At 56.4% G+C, this 17,046-nt stretch carries 9 protein-coding genes, 1 tRNA gene and 1 riboswitch; of the genes, 6 read left to right on the top strand and 4 right to left on the bottom strand.

Annotated features, from left to right (window positions below; translation table 11 throughout):
• The first annotated feature begins 47 nt into the window (after positions 1 to 47).
• From galE to HMPREF9451_RS07975, 3 genes are all read left to right on the top strand, one after another.
• Positions 48 to 1,115 carry a UDP-glucose 4-epimerase GalE gene (gene galE, locus HMPREF9451_RS07985; protein ID WP_009139792.1) on the top strand — a complete coding sequence of 356 codons (1,068 nt, stop codon included), beginning with the start codon at positions 48 to 50 and terminating at the stop codon, positions 1,113 to 1,115.
• A 199-nt stretch (positions 1,116 to 1,314) separates the two neighbouring features.
• Positions 1,315 to 4,617 (top strand): ABC transporter ATP-binding protein/permease, encoded by a 3,303-nt coding sequence (locus HMPREF9451_RS07980; protein WP_009139791.1) that lies wholly within the window; start codon positions 1,315 to 1,317, stop codon positions 4,615 to 4,617.
• Positions 4,618 to 5,151: 534 nt separating this feature from the next.
• Positions 5,152 to 6,630 carry an RNA-binding domain-containing protein gene (locus HMPREF9451_RS07975; protein WP_009139790.1) on the top strand — a complete coding sequence of 493 codons (1,479 nt, stop codon included), beginning with the start codon at positions 5,152 to 5,154 and terminating at the stop codon, positions 6,628 to 6,630.
• Positions 6,631 to 6,738: 108 nt separating this feature from the next.
• Here HMPREF9451_RS07975 and HMPREF9451_RS07970 read toward each other — a convergent pair whose 3' ends face one another.
• The 4 genes from HMPREF9451_RS07970 to HMPREF9451_RS07955 form a co-directional block, all read right to left on the bottom strand.
• Positions 6,739 to 10,236, bottom strand: coding sequence for a hypothetical protein (locus HMPREF9451_RS07970; protein WP_009139789.1), 3,498 nt, complete (start codon positions 10,234 to 10,236; stop codon positions 6,739 to 6,741).
• 217 nt (positions 10,237 to 10,453) lie between these two features.
• Positions 10,454 to 10,529, bottom strand: a tRNA-Arg gene (locus tag HMPREF9451_RS07965).
• A gap of 121 nt (positions 10,530 to 10,650) precedes the next feature.
• On the bottom strand, positions 10,651 to 11,802 hold the full coding sequence (locus tag HMPREF9451_RS07960; RefSeq protein ID WP_009139788.1) for an FAD:protein FMN transferase: 1,152 nt from the start codon (positions 11,800 to 11,802) through the stop codon (positions 10,651 to 10,653).
• Positions 11,803 to 11,958: 156 nt separating this feature from the next.
• On the bottom strand, positions 11,959 to 13,113 hold the full coding sequence (locus tag HMPREF9451_RS07955; RefSeq protein WP_009139787.1) for an amidohydrolase: 1,155 nt from the start codon (positions 13,111 to 13,113) through the stop codon (positions 11,959 to 11,961).
• 542 nt (positions 13,114 to 13,655) lie between these two features.
• Positions 13,656 to 13,825: riboswitch (Lysine riboswitch) on the top strand.
• A gap of 109 nt (positions 13,826 to 13,934) precedes the next feature.
• On the opposite strand from HMPREF9451_RS07955, the gene HMPREF9451_RS07950 reads away from it, so the two are divergent.
• The 3 genes from HMPREF9451_RS07950 (at position 13,935) to dapB (ending at position 16,908) form a co-directional block, all read left to right on the top strand.
• On the top strand, positions 13,935 to 15,212 hold the full coding sequence (locus HMPREF9451_RS07950; RefSeq protein ID WP_009139785.1) for a diaminopimelate decarboxylase: 1,278 nt from the start codon (positions 13,935 to 13,937) through the stop codon (positions 15,210 to 15,212).
• 87 nt (positions 15,213 to 15,299) lie between these two features.
• A complete protein-coding gene (gene dapA, locus HMPREF9451_RS07945) occupies positions 15,300 to 16,196 on the top strand; it encodes a 4-hydroxy-tetrahydrodipicolinate synthase (protein WP_009139784.1) in 897 nt (298 codons plus the stop codon).
• Positions 16,189 to 16,908 (top strand): 4-hydroxy-tetrahydrodipicolinate reductase, encoded by a 720-nt coding sequence (gene dapB, locus HMPREF9451_RS07940; protein WP_148508753.1) that lies wholly within the window; start codon positions 16,189 to 16,191, stop codon positions 16,906 to 16,908. Before dapA ends, dapB begins: the two co-directional genes overlap by 8 nt.
• Positions 16,909 to 17,046 lie beyond the last annotated feature (138 nt).

Here is a 17,046-nt window from a genome sequence, read left to right as displayed (position 1 = left end):
TGCTGTTTCCGACGCGCCGTTGTGCGCGAGCGAACGAAAGGCGTTTTATGTCTGAAAAGAAGAATATTCTGGTCACTGGCGGTGCCGGATTCATCGGAAGCCACACGTGCATCGAATTGCTCGAAGCTGGCTACGGCGTTGTTGTTGTAGACGATCTCTCTAATTCCAGCGAGGTCGCTCTCGATCGTGTCCGTTCGATTGTGGCCGATTCTGTCGCGGCGGGCAAGGCTCCTGCGGATGCCGTGGATGATTTGAAGTTTTACGAGCTGAACATTCTCGATCGCGACGCCTTGTCTGCTGTGTTCGACGAGAATAAGATCGATGCCGTTATTCACTTTGCTGGCTACAAGGCTGTCGGCGAAAGCGTGGAAAAGCCGCTCGAGTATTACCACAACAACCTCACGGGTACGTTTGTGTTGTGCGACGTGATGCGCGAGCATGGCTGCAAGTCCATCGTGTTTTCCAGCTCTGCAACGGTGTATGGCGAGCCAGAGAGCGTGCCCCTGTCCGAGTCTGCGGAGAAAAAGCCTGCTACCAATCCTTATGGCTGGACGAAATGGATGATTGAGCAAATTCTGACCGACCTGCATACCTCAGACCCCGAATGGGACGTTGTTCTTCTTCGCTATTTCAACCCCATCGGTGCTCATGAGAGCGGCTTGATTGGCGAAGACCCCAAGGGCATTCCGAACAATCTCGTTCCCTACGTCGCTCAGGTGGCGGTTGGCAAGCTTGCTGCGGTGCGCGTGTTCGGCGATGATTATCCGACGCCCGACGGCACAGGCGTACGCGACTATATTCATGTCGTTGACCTGGCTCGCGGCCACGTTGCCGCTCTGAAGTGGATGGCTGGCAAGACGGGTGTCGAGGTGGTAAACCTTGGCACGGGCAAAGGGTCGAGCGTCCTCGATGTCGTTCATGCGTTTGAGCGTGCGTGCGGCAAGGAACTTCCTTATGAAATTCAGCCGCGCCGCGCGGGGGACATCGCCACGAATTACGCAGATCCGGCGAAGGCGAAAAGCCTGCTTGGCTGGGAGGCGGAGTACGACCTTGACCGCATGTGCGAGGACTCTTGGCGCTGGCAGTCGAACAATCCGAATGGGTATGCGGAGTAGACCGCAAGAGTTCGCAAGATTGCAACGGGGCGGTGAGTTCTTCTCCCGCCCCGTTGCGGTTGAAGCACCGCTTCGTTTTTTCGCGCGGGATAAACCGCAACGAGACAGCAACGATGTGCCGCTTTGCAGTTATGCTGCGATATAGTTTACATGCTTAACAATCATGTAAATATTTACATCGTAAAGAAAGCGAGCCTTCATGCTCGAGCTCAAGAACATCACGAAAGACTATGTTTCGGGCGATGCTACGGTGCATGCCCTGAAGGGCATCAGTCTGCAATTTCGCGATAGCGAATTCGTCGCCATTCTCGGTCAGTCCGGCTGCGGCAAAACCACCATGCTCAACATCGTCGGCGGCCTTGACCGCTACACGTCGGGAGACCTGGTCATCAACGGCGTTTCCACCAAAGAATACAAGGGCCGCGACTGGGACTCGTACCGAAACCACAGCGTAGGCTTCGTGTTTCAGAGCTACAACCTCATTCCTCACCAGGATGTGCTTTCCAATGTCGAGTTGGCATTGACGCTTTCGGGGGTTTCGAAATCCGAGCGTCGTGCGCGTGCCATCGCCGCTCTTGAACAGGTGGGGTTGGGCGACCAGTTGCATAAGAAGCCCAATCAGATGTCTGGTGGGCAGATGCAACGCGTTGCCATTGCGCGCGCCTTGGTGAATGACCCTTCGATCGTACTGGCGGACGAACCTACCGGAGCGCTCGACTCGGAAACAAGCGTGCAGGTCATGGAGATTCTCAAGAACGTGGCCAAAGACCGCCTCGTTGTCATGGTCACGCACAATCCCGAGCTCGCTGACGACTACGCAGACCGTATTGTTCGCTTCAAAGACGGCATGGTTGTTGGCGACAGCGATCCGTATGAGCCCACTTCCGTAGAACGTCAGGCGGCCCGTGCCCGAGCGGGCCATGCGCGCCGCACGTCTATGAATCCACTTACGGCGCTTTCGCTTTCGCTCAACAATCTCCTGACCAAAAAGGGCCGCACGCTCCTGACGGCGTTTGCAGGATCTATCGGCATCATAGGCATTGCCTTGATCCTTTCGCTTTCAAACGGCGTGAACGATTACATTGCCAAGGTCGAGCAAGACACGCTTTCAAGCTATCCGCTCACTATCGCAAAGCAAAGCTATGACCTTACGAGTATGCTGGCGGGAGACGCCGGCTCAACGGACGATTCTGCATCGGACGCTACGGCGGCGAATGACAACGATTCGTCGCAAGAGAGCGATCAGCAGGGCTCCATTCAAGTCTTTACCATGCTTAAAGATATGTTTGCGAGCGTGAAGTCGAACGATATGAAAAGCTTCAAGGCGTTTCTTGACGAAGGTGGCAACGGCATAAGCTCCGAAGTCAGCGCTATCCAGTACGATTATGGCATCACCCCGCTCGTCTATCGTGCCGATACGACAGACGGGGCCGTTCAGCTTTCGCCGAATTCCATGACCACGGCCATGACGGGCGGCGCTTCGAGCGGGGCTATGGCTGGAACGGGCATGGGAGCCACCACTTCGTTCAATGAAATGATTGACAACAGGGAATTGCTCGACGAGCAATACAATGTCGTCGCCGGGCGCTGGGCGGAATCGGCCGACGAATGTGTGCTCGTTTTGTCCTCAAGCGGGAAGGTCAGCGATTACACGCTGTATAGCATTGGCGTGCTCGATCCTGCGGAGCTCGACGATCTGGTGGATAGCACCATGAACGCCTCCGGCGAAATAGAGGTGCCGGAGACTGAAGTAAATTTCACGTACGAAGACGCGTTGAACACGAGCTTCAAGGTCTTGAGCCCTTCCGATTCTTATCGCAAGAACGAAGAAACGGGCGGATGGACGAACATGGAGGACGACGCCGATTTTATGCGTGAGAGGGTCGAGAGCGGTCTTGACCTTAAAATTGTCGGTGTGGTGCAGCCCGATCCTGCGGCAAAATCCGCCGCACTAACCCAGGGAATCGCTTATACGCATGATTTGTCCATTGCCCTTATGGATCGCGCCGCATCGTCCGAAATTGTGAAGCAGCAGCTTGGCGCCCCTGACACCGATGTGTTTACGGGCAAATCGTTCGACACCTTGCAGGAAGAAGCGAAGGAAGGTGTTGACCTGGCCAATCTCTTTACCGTCGACCAGGCCGCCATCGCGAATGCATTCAAGTTCGACCAGAGCAAGCTTGGCGCTGGTCTTGATTTGTTAGGCTTCGATTTCGCGGGGGTCGATTTAAGCGGCGTAAGCATAGACCTTTCCGGAGCGGCGGATTCCGTAGATGTCTCTTCCCTTATTTCCCAGGCTCCGACTCCTGATTTTTCGAGCATCTTGGGAGGGTTGCAGGACGACCCCGTGCTTCAGCCCGACCAGCTTGAGCAAGTGACCAAATTCAGCGGCGACTACGTGCAGGGATTCATGACGTGGCTTGCGGCCAATGGCGATGGGATATCTCCGAACGATCCGGAATTCGGGCAGAAGATTGTAGCGAAATTCCAAGAGTACGCGGCAACGTCCGAAGCGCAGGCAATTATTGCGAAGGTTGTAGACATTGCCGGTCAGCCCGTTGCGGATCGATTGCAGGGAGTTGCTCAAGAATACGTATCGGGTCAGCTTGCTCCTTACATGCAAAGCGTGTTCACGGGAATTATGAGCCAGGTGAGCACCCAGATAGGCGCTGCCGTGTCCACTCAGCTTCAAAGCAGTCTTGCTTCCGCCATGACGCAGATGGCATCGCAGATTGGGCCGCAGCTTTCGCAGACTCTTGCCTCGAATATGCAGAACGCTTTCACGGTTGACGCGGCGGCGTTTGCCAACGCTATCCAGTTCAACATGGATGCCGAAGACCTGACGTCGCTTATGACGAATTATGCGAATGCGAGCAAGCTCACGTACGACAACAACCTGATTACCTTGGGCTATGCGGATGAAAACGATCCGCAATCGGTCAAGATTTTCCCGGTTGATTTCGAGGCGAAAGAGCGCGTGATTGCGAGCATCGACGAATACAACAGCCAGATGGAGGCGGCCGGCGAAGACGACAAGGTTATCCTGTACACCGACTACATGGGTGTTCTCATGGGTAGCGTGACCGATATCATCGACATGATTTCGCTGGTGCTCATTGCCTTCGTCAGCATTTCGCTGGTGGTGAGTTCCATCATGATCGGCATCATCACGTATATCAGCGTTCTGGAACGTACGAAGGAGATTGGCATCTTGCGTGCCATTGGCGCCTCGAAGGGCGATGTGTCGCGCGTGTTCAATGCGGAGACGTTCATCATCGGCCTCGCTGCGGGCGTCCTCGGCATTGGCATCACGATGCTGCTCAATATCCCGATGAATATCGTGATAGAGCAGCTTTCCGGTGTGCAGAGCATGGCGGCGGTTCCTCCGGCTGCGGCTGTCATTCTCATTGTGATCTCTGTGGTCTTGACGTTAGTCGGCGGCATCATTCCCAGCCGCATGGCTTCGAAGAAAGACCCCGTGACGGCATTGAGGACCGAGTAAGGAATGCCTCGGTCGTTATGATTGCGCAACCTTAATGGGTGTCCATGTCGTCCTCCAGCCTTTTCCGTGCCTATTGTCGCTCCAGCGCCGTTGACGCTAGTCAGAGGCGCTGTTCGCAGCCGCACGGTATCAAGAAGGATTCGCAACGGCGTTGGGGAACTAAACGTATCTTGAATACAACGCGGCTTCTTTTGCTGCGGTAATTGCGGTTGATGCGCCAAGACGCACGGGCGTCCCCATAGTGCGCTCTGTTGGTTTGGCGCAGCCCGCCCGCGCCGCGCTCCGCGCTGCAGGTGACTCTGCTTGTGGATTCTCCGTTTTTCGAGAGGGATGCAACCCGCGCCCAATGGACGCGCCGCGCCCAAACCCGCGCCCAATGGACGCGCCGCGCCCAAGCCCGCGCCCAATGGACGCGCCGCGCCTAAACCCAAAGTATCCTGCGTTGTTTTGGGCTTGGCCTCTTTTTCTTGAATGGGATGAGACTGCTAGAATGCTTTCGACGACTCTTGCTTTGTATTTTTCTGGAGGGCTGAGATGGGCTTCCTAAGTGACGCTGGCGAATTGGATGATCTGCGTGAAGGTCAATATCTAGAATTCAAAGAGGCTGCTTTCAGTCTGCCTAGGGATATGTGGGAAACCTACTCTGCTTTTGCAAACGCAGAAGGTGGGGAAATTGTTCTTGGCGTGCGTGAAGATAAGGAGTCGCATCGTTTTTATCTTGATGGAGTCCCTAACCCAGACGACCTAATTGCGGAATTCTGGAGCACCGTAAGAAACAAACAAAAAGTAGAGCGCGATGTCATGCTGTTTGATGGCGTGGAAACTGTGCGGGCCAACGGCGTTGACTTGGTAGTCGTGAGTGTCCCTCGGGCGGAGAGAGGAGAAAAGCCTGTAAGGGTCTACGATAGGTCGGAAAAAAGTTTCGTCGCCTATGTCCGACGCGGCCCAGGGGATTTCAAAGCGACTGACTCCGATATCTCCCTGATGAGGTACGACGGCATTCCTGGGGCTGACAGAAAGGCATTGAGCCAATTCGGCATGGACTGTTTCGACCAAGAAACGGTTGCTCGCTACCGCAGCATCTATGCAAGTAGCAAGCCGAAGAGCCCGTGGAACCAGGATTCCACGGAGGATTTTTTGTACCACATCGGGGCGCTTGCAAAGGGAAGGGATTCGTCTCTCCATCCCACCCAGGCGGGTCTTCTGGCGTTTGGATACGAATACGAGATCACAAACTATCTACCTCAATACCTGCTGGATTACAGGGAGGAAACTTCGGGCAATCTTCGCTGGGACGACAGGGTGGTGTCCCAGAGCGGTGATTGGAGCGGCAACCTTGTCGATTTTTACTTGTCGGTCTCTGACAGGCTGAATCGCTATTTCAAGATGCCCTACTCGACAGACGAGACAGGAACGAGGCATGGTTCTCGCAATGTCGTAACAGAGGCCGCGAATGAGGCCGTGGTGAACGCTTTGGTTCATGCATACTATGGAGAGAAAAGCGAGGTGCGTATCGTACTGAAGAGCGATTCTCTTGTTGTCGTCAATTCGGGCAGTATGCTTATCGACAGGGATATCGCTATTGCCGGTGGGGCGTCCGAGACAAGGAACCCTACTCTCATGAGGATTTTTAGCTTCATAGGAGCAAGCGACCGGGCGGGAAGCGGGCTGTTTGATATTTGGCTGACTTGGCAGAAGGTATTCGGAAGAGAACCTGTTTTGAGCGAATCCCACGCTCCTTCTATGGTGAAAATAGAACTTCCCTTACTTGGGAACGCTATGAATAAAGTAAAGGAAGAAAGAAACGGCAGGGAAGTGACAGCTCGCGTAAGCGATGACGATCTTCTTAATGTAATCGCCTCTTCGTTGCATGGAATGTTGGCGAAGGATGTGAGAGACGCAACGGGAATGTCTGAGAGATCGGCTCAGGAACGGGTCAAAGCGCTGGCGGACGAGGGGAAGCTGAGAAAAGTAAAAGAAGGTCGTTCTTTCAGGTATTTCGTGCGAGAGTAGAACGCTGTTTCGTTTGGCCTTGCACCAGAGTGTGCTTGCGTCCGCCGAACGTGTCGATCCCGAAGCCGCACCTGCGAGTGCGGCTTCGGGCGTTATGGCTACACGGTCCTAATCGGTGACCATGTCGTCATCCCATTCCTCGTCGTCATCGTCTTCCCAGTCCTCTTCGTCCGCATCGCTTTTCCCGTCCGACGCGCCCCAGACCCGGTAATCGCCGAATCGTATATTCAAGGTCCAGTAAAAATTGCCGGCGTAGTATTTCGTCCAGGCTTTGTATATACGCACGCCTCTTTTGACGCTGTCGGTTTTCGTGTCGTACACATCTCCTGTTTGCGCGATTTCGTGATATGCGGCGAACTGGTCGGACGTTGACTTTTTAGAATTGAGCTTCACTATATGCTGGTGGGCCTGGCTCTCCGACGCATCGACCTTCGCCTCCCTGTTGCTCCCCAGGTTGTACGACCAGCTTCCGAAGCTTTTGCTCAGGGGAATTTTAAGGGAGCCAAACTCCTCCGAGAGGTTCTTCGGACCGGTGTATCCCTCTTGTCCGCTGCGAGCTTTAAGGCGCTTGCCCATGTCGACGAACTGGGCTTCGCTTATGACGGTGTCGAGCTTGTCTATGTTCACACGGCCAATATTGCGGCTTTTCAGCACGGCGTCGTAATCCATGCCTGAGTGATTTGCTACGGAGCTTACGGCGATCATGCCTGTCTTGTTGCTGCTTTCGGTGGCAAAAACGCTTTTGGTGACAAGATTCAGCACGCCTCCGTCGGCGCGTGCGTGGGTGCGAGAGGAGAGCTTGGATTCAGACACCAGCTTGCCCGTTTCGTCCACTTCGCCCGATATAATTTCGCCGACCTTGCCTGCCTGCTTGGCGAGCGTTTTCTGGGCGCTTTCAATGGCTCTCACGCTGCTTTCGTCTCCGGCCGCCTTCGCATCTGCCAGCTCTACGTTCAACTCGCACATCGAAGCGGTGTAGCCGTTGATGTATGCCGCTCCGACATAGGCAAGGAACTGCTTGCGGGCGTCGAATGTCTGCGGCTCCCAGTTGTAGTACGTGTCGACGTAGTCGAAGTACAGGCTGCCGATTCCGTTTGCGCTTATGGCAGCGTTGCCTGTAATGAGATCGCCAAGCCCCTTGGTAAGGGCAATGGTTTCGGTGCCATGGCGTTGCGAGTAGGCGCGCGTCGACTCGGCAAGAAGACGAAGCTCCTTCTGATCGGCTTCGCTCAGTTCGGCAAACGAAGAGGCCCCGCTTTTGACGTCTACTTTTCCGAGGGCGTTACGGACCAAGAGGGCGATCCCGTCATCTTCGCCCAGAATGCCGGTATACGAGGAGAGCTGGGCTACCGCCGTTCGGTAGGCGCTGCGCGACTCGAAGGATTCGAGCTGCATATTGAGCTGGCTCACGCCGCCCTCAAGTGCGTTGAGGCTTTCTTGCATGGTATCAAGCCTGCTCATGACATCGGCGAGCGTGTATTGCGGCGGAGAGGAGATGTCTACCATCTTGGAGACGAATCCCAGCACGCTTCCAACGCCGCTGAACACTTCGGTAAAGTCTTCATTGGCTATGGCTTTGGCGAAAGATCCTGCGGCATTAAGCGCCTCTTGAGCGGCGGAAAGGGCCTTCGAGGCCACTTCCGCATCGGTGAATCCTCCGTCGCGGGTAAGGGTTTGATATTCGTCGTCGGTAAGCGCAGGGGCACTTGCGTTGGAAAGAGGCACGCCCCACTGGTTGGATGCGTTTGAGTCGCCAAGCTTGACTGCACACGAAGAGAACACCCAGTCAGACCGTGCGGCGGTTTCTTGGAGGTGGTTCAAGGGGTTGCCGCATTGGTCTTCATCTTCCAGGAGGGCCCAGAATGCGTCCGCTTCTCTCGCGGAGCCTTCGTTGCTCGATGCATCGAGGGTCGTTTCGAAGGTGAAGGAATTCTGGCTGGTGACGTGGATGCTGCCTTGGTCGACAATGGATGGCCCGTTGGCAATGTTCCCGGAATCGTCCGTCGAAACTTCGAACACGTCCAGGTCGGACTCTGTCCCAGCAAGGTTGACCTCTCCGCCGTCTACGGTTTCAACAATTGCTTCGCAGACAAGGGTCACCGGTCCTTCTGCTACGTCCGCGTGTGCGTCCTGTATGCAAATGCGTGAGAAGAACGTGGCGTCGGCGTATTCGAGCGCCGTGGTTTCGTAGCCATATTCGGGAGCGCGCGAAACGTCGTCTGAAACGGCGATGAGTTCGCCGCAATTGGTTGCTGCCGCATCGATGCGCACTCCGCCTTCGGTAAGGGCGGCGTCAAGCGTTTCGAGCTGGTCTTCGGGAGACGAGCCTGGTACGGAAAAGCTCAGAAGCGCCTCGTGGCCGCCTTCTGTGCAATCTGCATTTTGCACAGTTATCGCAGGGTTGGAGGGAAGGGAGAAATCGGCCGCTTTCACGGTGGCAGAGAATTCTGCGCAGTCTATATGGACGGGTATGAGGAAGAGCGACGAGTTTTCGTCCCATCCCTCGGTTGCTTCGTCGGCGTCGGCAAGGGCTGCCTGCGGGGCTTCAACGGGTATGACGCCAAAGCCTTCGGAGACCTCTTCTGCGAAGGCCGCAGCGGCTGCATGGATGCTTCCGTCGGCGCCATCGTCGGCGGCGAGGCCTTCGATGACGAGGTCTGCTTGCGTATCGGATGTGCGGGACGCTTCGGTGACCGTGCAGTCCGCCAAAGCCTCGCCCAATGAGAAGGCCGCGGCGTCTAGGTCTGCTGCGAAAACCTTGTCGGAGGTGATGGAGACATGGGCTTTTGTCGCATCATGAGCGACGTAGGTTTCCGTTGAAAGCCACGCGGTGGAGGGGTACGCGCTTTCAGGAACTTCATCGGCGGAAGAGATGATTAACGAAACGCCGATCTCGACGGGCGTTCCGTTCATATCGATTTCGACGGAGGAATATCCCTTCGTTGCGGGAGTTGCTTCATCGGCATAAGAGCTCTGTGGAAATACTGGCGTCAGACCCGTGGCCAGGGCGGCCATGAGCAGTACGCACATGGTGCCTGAAGCCGTCTTATGGGCACGTCCGCGTCGGCGTATGGCGAAAAGTATGCCAGCTGCTGCCACGAGGCCGATGATCGCGATAATCGCCGCTTTGGTGAAGAGGTCGTCGTTCGTTTTCGCGAAAGACGACGAAGGCGCGCTGGGTTCTTGGTAAGGATTGGCGTTTGCGTTTTCGACTGATGTTACGACGAGTTCGGCGGTGATGGAGTCGCCCGCATCGAGCGATTCGGCGGAGGTGCTTTGGTCGCCTTTCACAATGACGGCCTGATCGGGAAGAACGAATTCGAGGTTCGCTCCGTGAATTGTCGTGGGGCTATCATTGGTTCCGGTGGCGTGTATGCGTATATATCCGGGATTTTCTGGATCGTGTTCGGCATCGATGGACACGTGCGGAGTCCATAAAACATCGCCTTCACCAGAGGGCTCCTGATCGCTCGCCCAGGCAAAAACAGGATGGGCCGCGAGCATGGCAGCGCATGTCAGCGTTATCAGGGCGAATATGCATAGTGTTCGGAATGTGACAAGGGGCTTGCGGTGCTCCTCTCGTGCGTCTGCGCTATGGAATGACATAAGGGCCTCCTGTTGAACGAACATGCTCAGATTATATTGTCTGTTCGCTGGGATGGAGGCGGAAGTGTTTTGATTGCAGGGCGATAGTTGGAAGTTACGAACATTCAGAAGCGGGATCATTGGCTTTGCCTTTTCCCGAATCGTCTTGTCTTTTTTCTGCCAATCAAGACAAGCGCCCGTTGCGCATGCCACGCAACGGGCGCTTGTTCGTATTCGATGGTGCCCCCGGGCCGATTCGAACGGCCGACACCCGCTTTAGGAGAGCGGTGCTCTATCCCCTGAGCTACGGAGGCGTATGCAGCGTTCTATTTTACCATGGCACCGTGTTCTTGCCGCGAAGGCATTGAATTTTCATGACCTTTTATGATGACCTTTTATGCGGCGGTTGGCTGCAGGCGCGAGTCCCTTCAGCGGTTAGCCTCTCGTAACAACGAACATTCGTCCTTCGTCATCGACAAGATAGGCTGCAAGGATTGCCTCATGCGTGCGTACGAACTCGACGGCTGCGTCTTTGCCAAGGGCAAGCAGTGTCGTCGAATATCCTTCGGCATCAAGCGATGTGCGGGCGACAACCGTGGCTCCTGCAAGGTCGGTCTGTACGGGATAACCCGTTTTCGGATCGAGGATGTGGTGGTATGCGCGTTCATTGTGCATGAAGTAGCGTTCGTACGTTCCGCTGGTGACGGCGGAGGCGTTTTCCAACGGAACGGCGCCAAGGATGCTGCCGCTTTCCCGCGAAGCCCTCGGGTCTTGTATTCCGACGCGCCACGGATCGCCCTGGGGTTTCGACCCGTGGGCAAGCACGTTTCCACCGAGGTTGATTACATAAGAGGAGAGACCGTTGTCTTGCAGCAGTTCGCCCAGGTCGTCAGCGATGTATCCTTTGGCGGTTCCTCCCACGTCAACGGATGCCCTCGGGTCTGCTATACGTGCAGAGAAGCGTGGTCTGCGGCAGATATCATTGCGAGGATTGAGCTCTTCGCGTATGCCGAGTTTAATCGTGCGCCAATCCACATGGGTCAGTGCTTCGGCGATGTCTTTTTCGTCAGGAATTACGCCCCGATGAAAATCCCACAGGCGCACGACAGACCCCATGGTTATGTCGAAAACCCCGCCGCTTTCCTCGCAGTAGTGTAACGAATGCTGCAGAAGTTCGTACGTTTCCTTGCAGATTTCAACCCATGCTCCGTCGGCGTTGTTGAGTCGCGAGATATCCGACCGCGAAAGCGTTCTGCTGTACCTGTTCTCGAAAAAACGGCATCGGTCGCGTGCGGCCTCGAAAACGCCGCGAAGATCTTCGGCGCGGCGGGCGTCGGCATCTTTCCGAGAGTCGTCTGCGTCGCAGGTCGTGATATCGAAGCTGTTCCGAAGGAACTCTTCGTTGCCGGCTTTGGCGGCGCTGTTCTTTCGGCGGATTTCTTTGTTATGGATGCTTGCCGTATACGCCTGCAGCGTGACCACGGTGTTGAAGGCGTAGAACGTGGCGGTGCACAGCCCTGCTTCGTTCGGGCCTTCGAAGACGAATTTGTCAGCGAGGGGTATTTCGTCCGTTGTCTGTTCGCTCATAAGAACCCCTATGCAGTGGTCGGTTTGATTTATGTGGCGGCTGGGTCGGGAAAGCTCTATGCGGTGGTCCGGTCGGTCGGAAAAAGCGCTTTTCCTGCCTGGCTTGCTCGGTTGCGGGCGCGCGGTCGGGCCGGTCGACCGCGCGCAGCGGCAATCTTACGGGATACGCACCAGTTTTTTATACGTTTCCAACCCGCTTACCAGTACGTTCTCGTCGAAATTGAATGTGTCAGCATGCAGGGGGATGCCCGTTCCCGTTCCAAGCAGCAAAAACACGCCGGGAAGATGCCTCTGGTAGAAGGCGAAATCTTCGGCAATCAGCAGAGGCTCGGGAAGCTCCGTCATATCGGGAAGGTGCGACGCGGCGAGTTCGAAAAGCTCGGGATTGTTGACGACGGGCGGGTATCCCTCGGTGAAATCCACGTCGACCGTACATCCCGCATTGGCTGCCATGTCCTGGGCGAGTTTTGCCAGGTCGGCCTTGGCACGAACGGTCATTTCGTCCGAATAGGTGCGCAAGCTTCCTTCGATATAGGTGCGGGAAGAGATGACGTTGCGCGCCTGGCCGCTCTGCATGAATCCGCATTTGAAAAGACAGCGCTCTTCCTTGGCCCGCTCGGTCATGTAATCGTACGCCCCGAGCACGAAGCGCATGCCCGCCTCGAGCGAATCGGCGCCGTCGGAGGCTTTGGCGATATGGGTCGCCTTTCCGTGGAAGGTGAACGTCGCCTCGCTCGTTGCCGCGAGCAGTGCGCCCGGTCGGCTCGCGATGCAGCCTGCCGGCAAGTCCGGCCACAGGTGGTAGCCGAACATGCGGTCGACACGGTAGCGTTCGAACACGCCTGATTTGCAGATGATGTCCGCGCCTCCTGTAGTTTCTTCTGCTGGCTGAAACACCAGAAGCACGTTGCGCGGCAGCTCGTCGAAGGTTTCTGCGAGGTGGTTGGCCAGCCCGAGCACCATGGACATGTGGCCGTCATGCCCGCATGCGTGCATCATGCCTTCGTGGTGCGAGGTGAACGACACGCCTGTTTTTTCCGTCACCGGCAAAGCGTCCATGTCGGAGCGAATGCCCGTGGTGTACTCGGCGCCCCTGTTGAAGAATGCGCATACGGTGCTTTTGCAGGGGGAGAAAACCTCGCACGACCCTTCGCCGTGTTTCGCAACCATGGTATCGCGAACGCGCTCCAGCTCGGCGGTGACGTATGCGACGGTTTCAGGTATGTCGAAGTCGACTTCGGGAATTTGGTGAAGGTCCCGACGAAAGCGGGTAAGCATTTCGAGTTCGTTCGCATGGGTTTTGGCTGTCATGCAGGCCCCTTTCGTTGGGCGGAGGAACGGTTTCTGAGAGCAGTATGACAAAATTTCTTGCAAGGTGTGCGCTGCGGTCGGGAATCCATGCTATTTCGTGCGTTTGTGCACGCAAAATGCACGCATCGACGAAATAGCATGGCTGCCGGCCTCCTTCTTTCTCGGAGGAATCGGACGCAAGCCTCTGGCCTGGTGTTTTAAATGGCGCCACCGAGGAGGCGCGCCGGACGTAGGGCCGAATCCATGCTATCTCGTCAAAAGGTGCGTTTCGGCTGCGCAAGCGGACGATTCAGTATGGATGAAGCAGCCCCGGCCGCACAAACGAACTGCCCCCGCGCCCTCGCGCAACTTAGAGGCTCGTCCTTCCCGCATTGCGGACGCGTATCCCCTTATTTGGAGCGCTCGCGGGCGGCGCCATAAATGGAGTCGAAAGCTTTCGCAGCCCGAAAAGTGCCCCAATATCCAAATGCCACGCCGTTCTTTATTTCTTATGCGCTTGCGCAATCGCTCTTGACTATCGCACACTAAAGCGGTAGTTTCGTTAAATCGATAGAGGCGCGGGCAAGATGAGCCTTGGCAAAGCCGGCAGGCGTTTGATGCCAGGGGGAGGTGCGCTCGCCGAACTTATGCGTCAGGCATGGCGCGTGGGTGGGCTTGCGGGGAATACCCTCAAGACTGTCCGCAGCAACGCTGCGGGTGCGCTATCTTGCTGATTTGCCATACGTCATGTATCGCCAGTAAGGCAGCGCCTTGCTGGCGTTTTTCGTAAGTAGAGACAGGCCGCTTTGGCGGTGGAGCAAAGAAGCAGGAAGGCGTCTTCAATGGAGAAAAAGCCGTTTGCCACTAAGGATCAGCTTGAGGCCATAGCGGCCCAATATCCCACGCCGTTTCACCTCTATGACGAAGCGGGCATTCGACGCAATATGGAAGCGTTGCGCGATGCTTTTTCGTGGAACGAAGGCTACAAGGAGTACTTTGCCGTCAAAGCGACGCCCAACCCGTTCCTCATCAAGCTTCTGCACGAATACGGCTGCGGGTGCGATTGTTCTTCCTACACGGAGCTCATGCTCTCCGACGCGTGCGGCATTCGCGGGCATGACATCATGTTCTCTTCCAACGAAACCCCCGCGGCCGATTACCAATTGGCAGACGAATTGGGTGCAATCATCAACCTCGACGACATCACGCATATTGACTTCCTGGAAGAAACCATCGGCCATATCCCCGAAACCATCAGCTGCCGATACAATCCAGGCGGGCTTTTCGAAATCAGCAACGGCATCATGGACAATCCGGGCGATGCGAAATACGGCATGACCACCGAACAGCTCTATGAGGCTTTCCGGACCCTGAAGGCGAAGGGAGCCAAGGAGTTCGGCATTCATGCGTTCCTCTGCAGCAACACGGTCACCAACGATTACTACCCGGCGCTTGCGAAGGTTCTCTTCGAGCTTGCCGTCGATTTGCAGCGCGAGACGGGAGCGCATATCAAGTTCATCAACCTCTCGGGCGGCATCGGCATTCCGTACAGCCCCGACCAAGAGCCCAACGACATTCGCATCATTGGTGAAGGCGTGCGCAAGGTCTACGAAGAGGTGCTGGTGCCGGCTGGTATGGGGGATATCGCCCTGTTCACCGAGCTTGGCCGATTCATGCTGGGTCCTTACGGATGTCTGGTCACGCGTGCTATCCACGAGAAGCATATCCACAAGGAGTATATCGGCGTGGACGCGTGCGCGGTCAACCTGATGCGTCCTGCGATATACGGCGCATACCACCACATCACGGTTGCGGGCAAGGAAGACGCCTTGTGCGACCATGTGTACGACGTGGTGGGCGGCTTGTGCGAAAACAGCGACAAGTTCGCCATAGATCGCAAGCTTCCCCAGGTGGAGGTGGGTGATCTGTTGGTCATTCACGATACGGGTGCGCATGGCCACTCTATGGGCTACAACTACAACGGAAAGCTTCGTTCGGCCGAGATTCTCCTTCGCGAGGACGGCGCAACGCAGCTCATTCGTCGCGCGGAAACGCCGGCGGACTATTTTGCCACGCTCGATTGCTTCGACGAGTTTTCCGGCCTGTCGAAACGCAGTTAACAATTCGGCACGCACGGGCAACGTTTTAGTCCGTTGCCCGCGGAACACGCTCATAAGCAAAGAAGTGCAAACGAAAGGAACCGCATCATGGGAAAGAGCTTGAAAGGCCTGCAGGGTTCTATCGTGGCCCTGGTAACTCCGTTCGCCGAAGATGGCAGCGTCGATTTCGACGCGCTTGCCCGTCTGATTGATTTCCATCTCGAGAGCGGCACCGACGCCATCCTGGTGCTCGGCACCACGGGAGAATCCTCAACGATGTCTCATGAAGAAGACGATGCGGTGTGCGAATTCACCGTCAAGCGCGTGGCTGGTCGCGTGCCTGTTATTGCCGGCAGCGGCTCTAACACCACGCAGACCATGCTCGAAAAAAGCCTGAGCTATCAAAATCTTGGCGTCGATGGTCTTTTGTTGATCACGCCGTATTACAACAAAAGCAACGAAGAGGGGATCTACCAACACTTCAAGACCGTCCTCGACGCCGTGGACGTTCCGTGCATCCTCTACAACGTGCCCGGCCGCACAGGCTGCTCCATCTCCCCGCGCAATGTCGGGCGCCTCGCCAAGCATCCCAACGCTTTCGGCATCAAGGAGGCTTCGGGCAGCATTTCGTATGCAACCAAGATTGCCCGTTTCCTGTCCGACGACTTCGTCATGTTCTCCGGCAACGACGACATCGTGGTGCCGTTGATGTCCCTGGGCGCGAAAGGCGTCATCTCCGTATGGGCGAACGTCATGCCGCGCGAGGTTCACGAAATGACCTGGAATTACCTCGAAGGACGCCACGACGAGGCGTTGGCCGAGCAGCTTCGTTGCCTTGATCTTATCGATGCGCTGTTCTGTGAGGTCAATCCCATTCCCGTAAAGGGCGCTCTCGAGATGATGGGCATGGGCAAGGCCGTCTACCGCCTGCCTCTGTGCGAGCTTTCCGAAGCCGGTAAGGTTCGCGTCGCCGAAGCTCTGAAAGGGGTTGGTCTGGTTGACTAGGGTTATGATCGTAGGAAACGGCCGCATGGGCACCATCATTCGCGAGCTTGTAGAGGCGGACGAATCGTGCGAACTTGCAGGAATTGTCGGCATCGAGACCATGGACACGCTTGCCGAGAGGGCTCCCGAGGCGGACGTGGTGATCGATTTCTCCCATAAGGACATGCTGCCGCATGTGGAGGCGTACGTGCATCGTACGAATGCTGCCCTCGTTTCTGGCACAACGGGCTATGACGAAGACGAAATGGCGCGCGTTCGTGCGCTCGGTGAGGGCGTCCCTGTCATTCACAGCGCGAATTACTCGCTTGGCGTCGCGGTGCTGCGCCGTCTTGCCGCCGAGGCTGCGGCGGCGTTGGACGGGTTCGATATCGAAATCGTCGAAACGCACCATAACCAGAAAGTGGATGCTCCGAGCGGAACGGCGAAGCTTCTGCTCGACGCCGTGAATCCCGCCGGCGAATTCGACCCTGTATATGGACGCGAAGGCATGTGCGGCAAGCGCCCCGCCAAAGAAATCGGCGTACATGCCCTGCGTGGCGGCACGGTCGCCGGCACGCACACGGTGCACTTCTTCGGTCAGGACGAAGAAGTCGCGCTGACTCATCGTGCGACAAGTCGTAGAATCTTCGCGGCAGGAGCCGTGTCCGCCGCGAAGAAGATCGTTTCGCGCGAAGCGGGCTTCTATTCGTTCGACGAGCTGATGTTCGGCTAGTCGCTTCGTTTGTTTTCGACACCCCTATTGGCGTGCGCCGTCCGTCTGCGCGTCCATGGCTTTCAGCGGAGGGGTGCGCCTGCTTGAGCGTCAACGTCCTCTGCGGACGGAGTCGTTCGCCTGCCAATACTTTTAGCG

The organism is Slackia piriformis YIT 12062 (assembly GCF_000296445.1).
GTDB classification, from domain to species: domain Bacteria; phylum Actinomycetota; class Coriobacteriia; order Coriobacteriales; family Eggerthellaceae; genus Slackia; species Slackia piriformis.
Note: the sequence above shows the minus strand (reverse complement) of the source record. Positions and strands in the feature narration are given on the sequence as shown.

Bases quoted from the DNA above. Each gene is read 5' to 3' on its own strand.
- galE (WP_009139792.1), top strand. From the start codon at position 48: ATGTCTGAAAAGAAGAATATTCTGGTCACTGGCGGTGCCGGATTCATC.
- HMPREF9451_RS07980 (WP_009139791.1), top strand. From the start codon at position 1,315: ATGCTCGAGCTCAAGAACATCACGAAAGACTATGTTTCGGGCGATGCT.
- HMPREF9451_RS07975 (WP_009139790.1), top strand. From the start codon at position 5,152: ATGGGCTTCCTAAGTGACGCTGGCGAATTGGATGATCTGCGTGAAGGT.
- HMPREF9451_RS07970 (WP_009139789.1), bottom strand. From the start codon at position 10,236: ATGTCATTCCATAGCGCAGACGCACGAGAGGAGCACCGCAAGCCCCTT.
- HMPREF9451_RS07960 (WP_009139788.1), bottom strand. From the start codon at position 11,802: ATGAGCGAACAGACAACGGACGAAATACCCCTCGCTGACAAATTCGTC.
- HMPREF9451_RS07955 (WP_009139787.1), bottom strand. From the start codon at position 13,113: ATGACAGCCAAAACCCATGCGAACGAACTCGAAATGCTTACCCGCTTT.
- HMPREF9451_RS07950 (WP_009139785.1), top strand. From the start codon at position 13,935: ATGGAGAAAAAGCCGTTTGCCACTAAGGATCAGCTTGAGGCCATAGCG.
- dapA (WP_009139784.1), top strand. From the start codon at position 15,300: ATGGGAAAGAGCTTGAAAGGCCTGCAGGGTTCTATCGTGGCCCTGGTA.